Source organism: Bartonella sp. AA1HLJMS, assembly GCF_042197445.1.
GTDB lineage: Bacteria > Pseudomonadota > Alphaproteobacteria > Rhizobiales > Rhizobiaceae > Bartonella.
On record NZ_JBHIRW010000056.1, the window covers coordinates 1 to 5,717 of the forward strand.

A 5,717-nucleotide genomic window follows, 5' to 3' on the forward strand; every position below is an offset into this window, starting at 1 on the left:
AGCACAAAGACAGCATATTGCCGCTCTGCTGTTTGGGGGTGATGGCAAAGAAATGGCTTCCATGCTTGCACAAGGCATGGCACCCATTAAAGAGCTGTTTGCAAAGGCGCGAAAAGGAAAGTGGCTGATAGGTGCCGATGTTGCACGCTATGCAGCAGATTTAAGTGACAAGCTTGGTGCTTTTAAGAAAAAAATAGGCGGTATCGCGAGCTTTATTGGCGCGCGTTTCATGCCCGTGATTAATGATATGATTGACGGTTTTTCAAAGTTGATTGATGAAAACCGCGACCTCATTCAAACAACTGTTGCGAGCTGGGCTAAAACCTTAAAAAAAGTCCTTAATGATTTGCTTAATCCTACCTCTGATTTAAGAAAAGGCATCAGTGATCTCACAGAGAGGATTAAAGGCTGGTTCCAATGGCTAGAACCTCTGATTGGTGAAATAACCCTTTTCAAGGTGGGGCTTGTAGCTCTTGGTTCATTCATTTTTGGTCCACTCATTGCCGCATTAGCAGCCGTAGGAGCCGCATTTGTCACACTTGGCTATACTATAATGACGACGCCTATCGGTTGGTTAATGGGTGGCATTGCAGCGCTCTTTGTCCTCTATCAATATTGGGACAAACTCAATGGTTGGGTAGCAGCATCTTTAGCCGCGGTTGGAGCAGTTCTTATAGCTTCAGTTATTCCAGCAATAACCGCTGTTGGTTCTGCTTTTATATCGCTTGGTGTTGCTATCATGACAACCCCCATAGGCTGGATAATGGCTGGTATTGCAGCCCTTATTGGAATTGGATATCTGCTTTATAAAAATTGGGATACGGTCATGAATTTCTTACGAAATTTGTTGAGTTCTTTGGCTAATTTATGCAGTAACATTTTCAGTAACCTCTTTAGTCTCTTTAAAAAGTTTTCACCCCTCTCTTGGATTGCAAAAGGCATAAATGCATTGATTAAATGGTTGCTTGGGGTCGATTTAATGGAAGCAGGTTCCAATCTTATTAATGGGCTTTGGGAGGGCATCAAAAGCAAATGGGGTGATCTATATAACGGATTTGGCAATATGATGAATAAATTAACCAGTTGGATACCTGGCTTTGGAGGAAAAAAATCAAAGTTTAATGTCTCAATAGACAAAACTTCAACGCAGACCATTAAAACCTTTACTGATGAAACCAATACACGGGCAAAAAAATGCTGGATACAGCAGTGGTTACAAATACCCCCCCTGAAAAACGCAAGAGTGGTTTTAATACAAGTGTCGTTGAAACAGGACAAATGCAGGCAACAAATAAAGTAGGTGCTTTTAAAGCTCCAAAGCCAATTACGGTTCATAAGCCCATTGAAGTAGACGCCCGTGTAACCATTACAAATCTCAATATTTCAGTACCAAATGGTCTCAAGGACGAAATCAGAGACGCTGTCAATCAAGCACTTGAACGCTATGCAAAACAGCAACGTTTAGCCATAGCCTCTAGCCTTTCGGATTAAATACCATGATGTTAGCTTTGGGTGGTTTTATTTTTTCGATTGAAACAGCTGCTTATCAAACACTTGATATGTCTTATGGCATTCCATGGGTAGAGCAAGGACGATTGGGGCGCAAAGCAGCTCTTCAATTGCCTGCCGTTGCAAATGCGGAATTTTCTTTAACTGGTGTGATTTATCCAGATTTCAAAGGTGGTCACAGACAGCTCGAATATTTACGGCAAATGGCACATGAAGGACCTCACATTCTTGTGACCGGTCAAGGCAAAATCTTAGGTAAGTTTGTCATTCTTTCCGTAGAGGAAAAGCAAAGTGTTTTTCATCATAACGGCACCCCAAAAAAACAAGAATTTACAATAAAATTGAGAGAATATGGTGAAGACCTATGAGTGATCTTTACGTAACAAAAGAAGGCGATATGGTTGATGCCATTTGCTGGAGATACTATGCAAAGGGTCAACAAGCCCTTGCTGTTGAACGCGTTTATGCAGCAAATTTTGGTCTTGCAGACTATGGACCCATTTTAAAAGCAGGAATCACAATCGTTTTGCCAACCCTCCCCTATCCTAAAGCCACACCGGTAATCAGAATTTGGGGTAGCAAATCATGAAACCTTTTTGCACAGTGATGGCAAATGGAGAGGACATCACAAGAATGCTGATGGACTATGTTTTGTCGATTGAAATTACCGATGAAGCAGAAAACAAAAGTGACCGTATCACTATAGAGCTTGATGACCGCGCACGTGACAGTGATAACGGCTTTCTTGATATTCCTCTTATCGGAACAATCATTTCTGTCACACTTGGCTATGAAGGGGGCAAAAACCGCGATATGGGATCCTATCTGATAGACGAAATCTCTGTAAGCAGCCCACCACAAAGCTTAAGCGTGACAGGGCGCGCCGCATCAATGAACACGTCTTACAGAACCCCAAAAAGCCAATCCTATCACCAGCAAACCCTTGGCAGTATTGTTCAAGAGATAGCACAGCGTAATGGCTATACACCAAAAGTTGACCCTGCTCTTGCTAAAATTGTTGTGCGTCACATTGACCAAACTTCTGAAAGCGATATGGCTTTTGCCACACGCCTTGCAGAAGACTATGATGCGGTAGCAAAACCCGTTGATGGCAAGCTTGTTTTGGCTAAACGGGGCGAAGGCAAAGCCATCACTGGTGAAACACTCCCCGTTATTGTTATCCATGAAAAACATTGTACCTCTTGGGATTTTAAATACAGCGCACGAGATGAAGCAGGTGCAGCCAATGGCTTAGAAACAGATGTGGGGGACGACCAAAAAGCCGCTGCTGATGCACGAGAGCCAGAAGAGATTGATGATGATGAAAACTTTATCCATATGGATAACAGTGACAGAGCATCATCATCTGAATCAGAAAAAGCAGAAAAAGAATCTGAGAAAGAAGAAGACAAAGAGAAGAAAGGCGGTGTTCTCGCAACCTATCATGATATCCGCAGTGGTGAAAAAAAAGAAGTCAAAGTTGGTAATCCGCCGTTTCATGAACTCAAATACACCTACCATAACCAATCAGAGGCTGTTGCGGCCATTGCTGCTTATCGCAATAAATCATCACGCGGTAAGTCTTCTTTCTCATGTGATATCGGTGGTGATCCGTTTGTGCAAGCAGAAGCAAAGCTTGTTCAAGAGCCCCCTTTCCGCCCCTATATTCCAGCAGAATGGCGCATCAAGAGCGTTAAGCACAAACTTGATAAAACGAGTGGTTACACCACAAAAATAGAGTGCGAGCTTTTTGATGAAGCCCAAGAAGACACAGCTAGAAACGTTGCAAACACCACACCAGACAAAGATGATACCCTCGACCCAAACGCCCCACCAGACGCATGCGACGAAGGTGAAGGCGTTATCCATATGGATGAGGAAGATATCAATTAGCAAAAATATCAAAAAATTATTAGAAGCTACTTGACAATGTGGCGACAATATGAATAATCGAATCAGGTGCCTAAGAAACACCTTAAACACATAGCGGATAGATTGCCGAAACAATCTTTTCACCGCCAATTAAAAACTTTGACTCGTTGTATGCTACAAGCATATAATGATATTGTCGGGTGTGGTTATGCTATACAATACCCTTTTGGGAAAGGCGTAACGACGGGCTATGTGCCGTGTTTCTTAGCACCCGGCGCTCTTTAATTGAGTGTCATTAAGAAACCTTTAAGCACATAGGAGCCAAATTATGGCACAGTATTTAATTGATATACATCAAACCACGATTAATGGTGATATCGTTCAAACAGTCAACGCACGTGAATTACATGCGTTTTTAGAAATAGGTAAAGATTTTTCCAATTGGATTACTGACCGTATCAAAAAATATAATTTATTAGAAAATCAAGACTTTGTTTGGTCGCCAAATTTGGCGAGCAAAGGCAGAGGTGGTCACAATCGTAAAGATTATCATCTGACTTTAAGTGTAGCCAAAGAGCTCTCTATGCTTGAAAATAATAAGAAAGGTAGAGAAGCTCGTTTATACTTTATCGAATGTGAAAGACGGTTAAAACAAGTAGTGACACCACAGATAGCCGCTCCACAAGTTGATTATTCCAAACCCGAAGCATTACTTGGTGTTTTGAATCACTTACAAAGTCAAATCGAGCAAAAGGATAACACCATTGCAGAATTAGCACCAAAAGCAAAAGCACTTGATGGTTTAAAGCGCTCTGATGGTTTATTCGGTCTTATTGAAGCAGCGAAAATGCTTGAAGTACGACCAAAGGATTTAACAGATTACTTGCGTAAACATGATTGGGTGTATCGACGGGCTCCAGGGGCGCCTCTGTTACCTTATCAGGATAAAATCAAGAAAGGATTCATGGACTGCCCTGCTATCACCATTCAAAGACCGGATGGTACAGAAAAGGTGCTCCCTTCAACAAAAATCACACCAAAAGGATTGGCATGTTTGAGAGAACAAATCCATGGAGGTGTACAATGAACACCAGTATCGACTTTTTATGTGATTTATGGATGGCTTTGTTTCAATTTTCTGATCGTGATGATGTCGAAGATAAGGCTTTTAATGCTCTCATTGAGACCATGGATGCAATAGAAAAAGCTTTGATTTTAAAACTTCAAGATGAATCACCAAATGCACTCAGAATTTTGGCAATGATTACAAATTTTGGAACCTTAAAACCTCCCCCGATTATGGAGCCTTTGTTAAAAGCTTACGAACCAAATTTGGAGAGCCCCATTAAAAAGGTTGCTTAATTAAAAAATAGAACTCCCCTCCCCGTTCTCAAAAATGGGGAGGTGGTCAAGATGCTTCTTCTAAAGCCGCTTGTTCCTTACAATTATTTTGGATAGGCGTTAAGCTAATCTGCAAATTTAAAGCACTCAAAACACTAAGAAAAGTAGAAAGTCGTGGATCACCTTTATCGCTTAAAGAACGATAAAGAGACTCGCGATTTAGTCCTGTCTCTTGAGAAACAGTTGTCATTCCTTGTTTACGCGCAATAATACCTAATACATGTGCAATATAGCCACTATTTTTGGTTTCTAAAGCATCATCTAATAAGATCTTAAAGTCTTCAGGTGTATTAAAATATTCACTTACATCAAATTTAGTAATTTCCATGTTTCATTTCCTTTACTAATTGAAGGGCTTTTTCGATATCTTTTTGTTGTGTGGATTTATCACCAGCATTTAATAACAAAATGATTTGTTTCCCTTGTTTTACAAAATAAACCCTATAGCCTGGTCCATAATTTATTTTTAGTTCACCAATGCCACGGAAATATTTCACGTCTCCTAGAAGCCCATATTCAAGGCGGAAAATACGTGCAGCAATTTTCTTTTGCACTTGTTTGTCTTTTAACGAGTCTAACCACTCTGTAAAACAGTGTGTTTTTTTCACAATAAACATTTGTAGTTTATATGCTACATAATAGATAATGTCAAATACATTCTTTTGTTCCAATGAACAAGCTACATAGGTTTTAACAAGCCATCCTTTCAAATGGGAAAAATATCAATTTTTAATCCAGCTCTGCTTTTGCGGGGCTTTTTTTATGGAGAAATATATGCGAAAAATATCACCAGAAGGGCTAGCACTGATTAAACAATGGGAAGGCTTGCGTTTAAACGCCTACAAAGATACCATTGGTGTGTGGACAATAGGTTATGGACATACAAACAATGCTGGAAAGCCTTTTGTTTATGAAGGCATGACCATCACGGAAAA

8 protein-coding genes and 1 pseudogene are annotated in these 5,717 nt (G+C 40.5%); 7 read left to right on the forward strand and 2 right to left on the reverse strand.

Annotated features, from left to right (window positions below; genetic code table 11):
• From ACFIQE_RS08430 to ACFIQE_RS08455, 6 genes and pseudogenes are all read left to right on the forward strand, one after another.
• Positions 1-1,491, forward strand: a pseudogene (locus tag ACFIQE_RS08430) (phage tail protein); the annotation flags it as partial.
• Between the two features lie 5 nt (positions 1,492-1,496).
• Complete coding sequence (locus ACFIQE_RS08435) at positions 1,497-1,877, forward strand: phage tail protein (protein ID WP_375707528.1); 381 nt, start codon at positions 1,497-1,499, stop codon at positions 1,875-1,877.
• Entirely contained in the window at positions 1,874-2,098 is a 225-nt protein-coding gene (locus tag ACFIQE_RS08440) for a tail protein X (RefSeq protein WP_375637136.1), read from the forward strand. The genes ACFIQE_RS08435 and ACFIQE_RS08440 overlap by 4 nt, the downstream gene beginning before the upstream one ends.
• Positions 2,095-3,402 carry a contractile injection system protein, VgrG/Pvc8 family gene (locus ACFIQE_RS08445; RefSeq protein ID WP_375692457.1) on the forward strand — a complete coding sequence of 436 codons (1,308 nt, stop codon included), beginning with the start codon at positions 2,095-2,097 and terminating at the stop codon, positions 3,400-3,402. The genes ACFIQE_RS08440 and ACFIQE_RS08445 overlap by 4 nt, the downstream gene beginning before the upstream one ends.
• A gap of 307 nt (positions 3,403-3,709) precedes the next feature.
• Complete coding sequence (locus ACFIQE_RS08450) at positions 3,710-4,468, forward strand: antA/AntB antirepressor family protein (RefSeq protein WP_375707529.1); 759 nt, start codon at positions 3,710-3,712, stop codon at positions 4,466-4,468.
• The gene (locus ACFIQE_RS08455) at positions 4,465-4,743 is read left to right on the forward strand and encodes a hypothetical protein (RefSeq protein WP_375613969.1); all 279 of its coding nucleotides are present in this window, start codon (positions 4,465-4,467) and stop codon (positions 4,741-4,743) included. Before ACFIQE_RS08450 ends, ACFIQE_RS08455 begins: the two co-directional genes overlap by 4 nt.
• A gap of 46 nt (positions 4,744-4,789) precedes the next feature.
• On the opposite strand, the gene ACFIQE_RS08460 is transcribed toward ACFIQE_RS08455, so the two are convergent.
• Together ACFIQE_RS08460 and ACFIQE_RS08465 are read right to left on the reverse strand one after the other, a co-directional pair.
• Positions 4,790-5,110, reverse strand: a complete 321-nt coding sequence (locus ACFIQE_RS08460; protein WP_006589073.1) for an addiction module antidote protein — start codon at positions 5,108-5,110, stop codon at positions 4,790-4,792.
• Positions 5,097-5,399: a type II toxin-antitoxin system RelE/ParE family toxin gene (locus tag ACFIQE_RS08465; protein ID WP_375613971.1), complete on the reverse strand. Its 303-nt coding sequence runs from the start codon at positions 5,397-5,399 to the stop codon at positions 5,097-5,099. The genes ACFIQE_RS08460 and ACFIQE_RS08465 overlap by 14 nt, the downstream gene beginning before the upstream one ends.
• A 157-nt stretch (positions 5,400-5,556) precedes the next feature.
• Here ACFIQE_RS08465 and ACFIQE_RS08470 point away from each other — a divergent pair.
• The coding region (locus ACFIQE_RS08470) for a lysozyme (protein WP_375707530.1) at positions 5,557-5,717 on the forward strand (161 nt) is incomplete at its 3' end.

Bases quoted from the DNA above. Each gene is read 5' to 3' on its own strand.
- ACFIQE_RS08435 (WP_375707528.1), top strand. From the start codon at position 1,497: ATGATGTTAGCTTTGGGTGGTTTTATTTTTTCGATTGAAACAGCTGCT.
- ACFIQE_RS08440 (WP_375637136.1), top strand. From the start codon at position 1,874: ATGAGTGATCTTTACGTAACAAAAGAAGGCGATATGGTTGATGCCATT.
- ACFIQE_RS08445 (WP_375692457.1), top strand. From the start codon at position 2,095: ATGAAACCTTTTTGCACAGTGATGGCAAATGGAGAGGACATCACAAGA.
- ACFIQE_RS08450 (WP_375707529.1), top strand. From the start codon at position 3,710: ATGGCACAGTATTTAATTGATATACATCAAACCACGATTAATGGTGAT.
- ACFIQE_RS08455 (WP_375613969.1), top strand. From the start codon at position 4,465: ATGAACACCAGTATCGACTTTTTATGTGATTTATGGATGGCTTTGTTT.
- ACFIQE_RS08460 (WP_006589073.1), bottom strand. From the start codon at position 5,110: ATGGAAATTACTAAATTTGATGTAAGTGAATATTTTAATACACCTGAA.
- ACFIQE_RS08465 (WP_375613971.1), bottom strand. From the start codon at position 5,399: ATGTTTATTGTGAAAAAAACACACTGTTTTACAGAGTGGTTAGACTCG.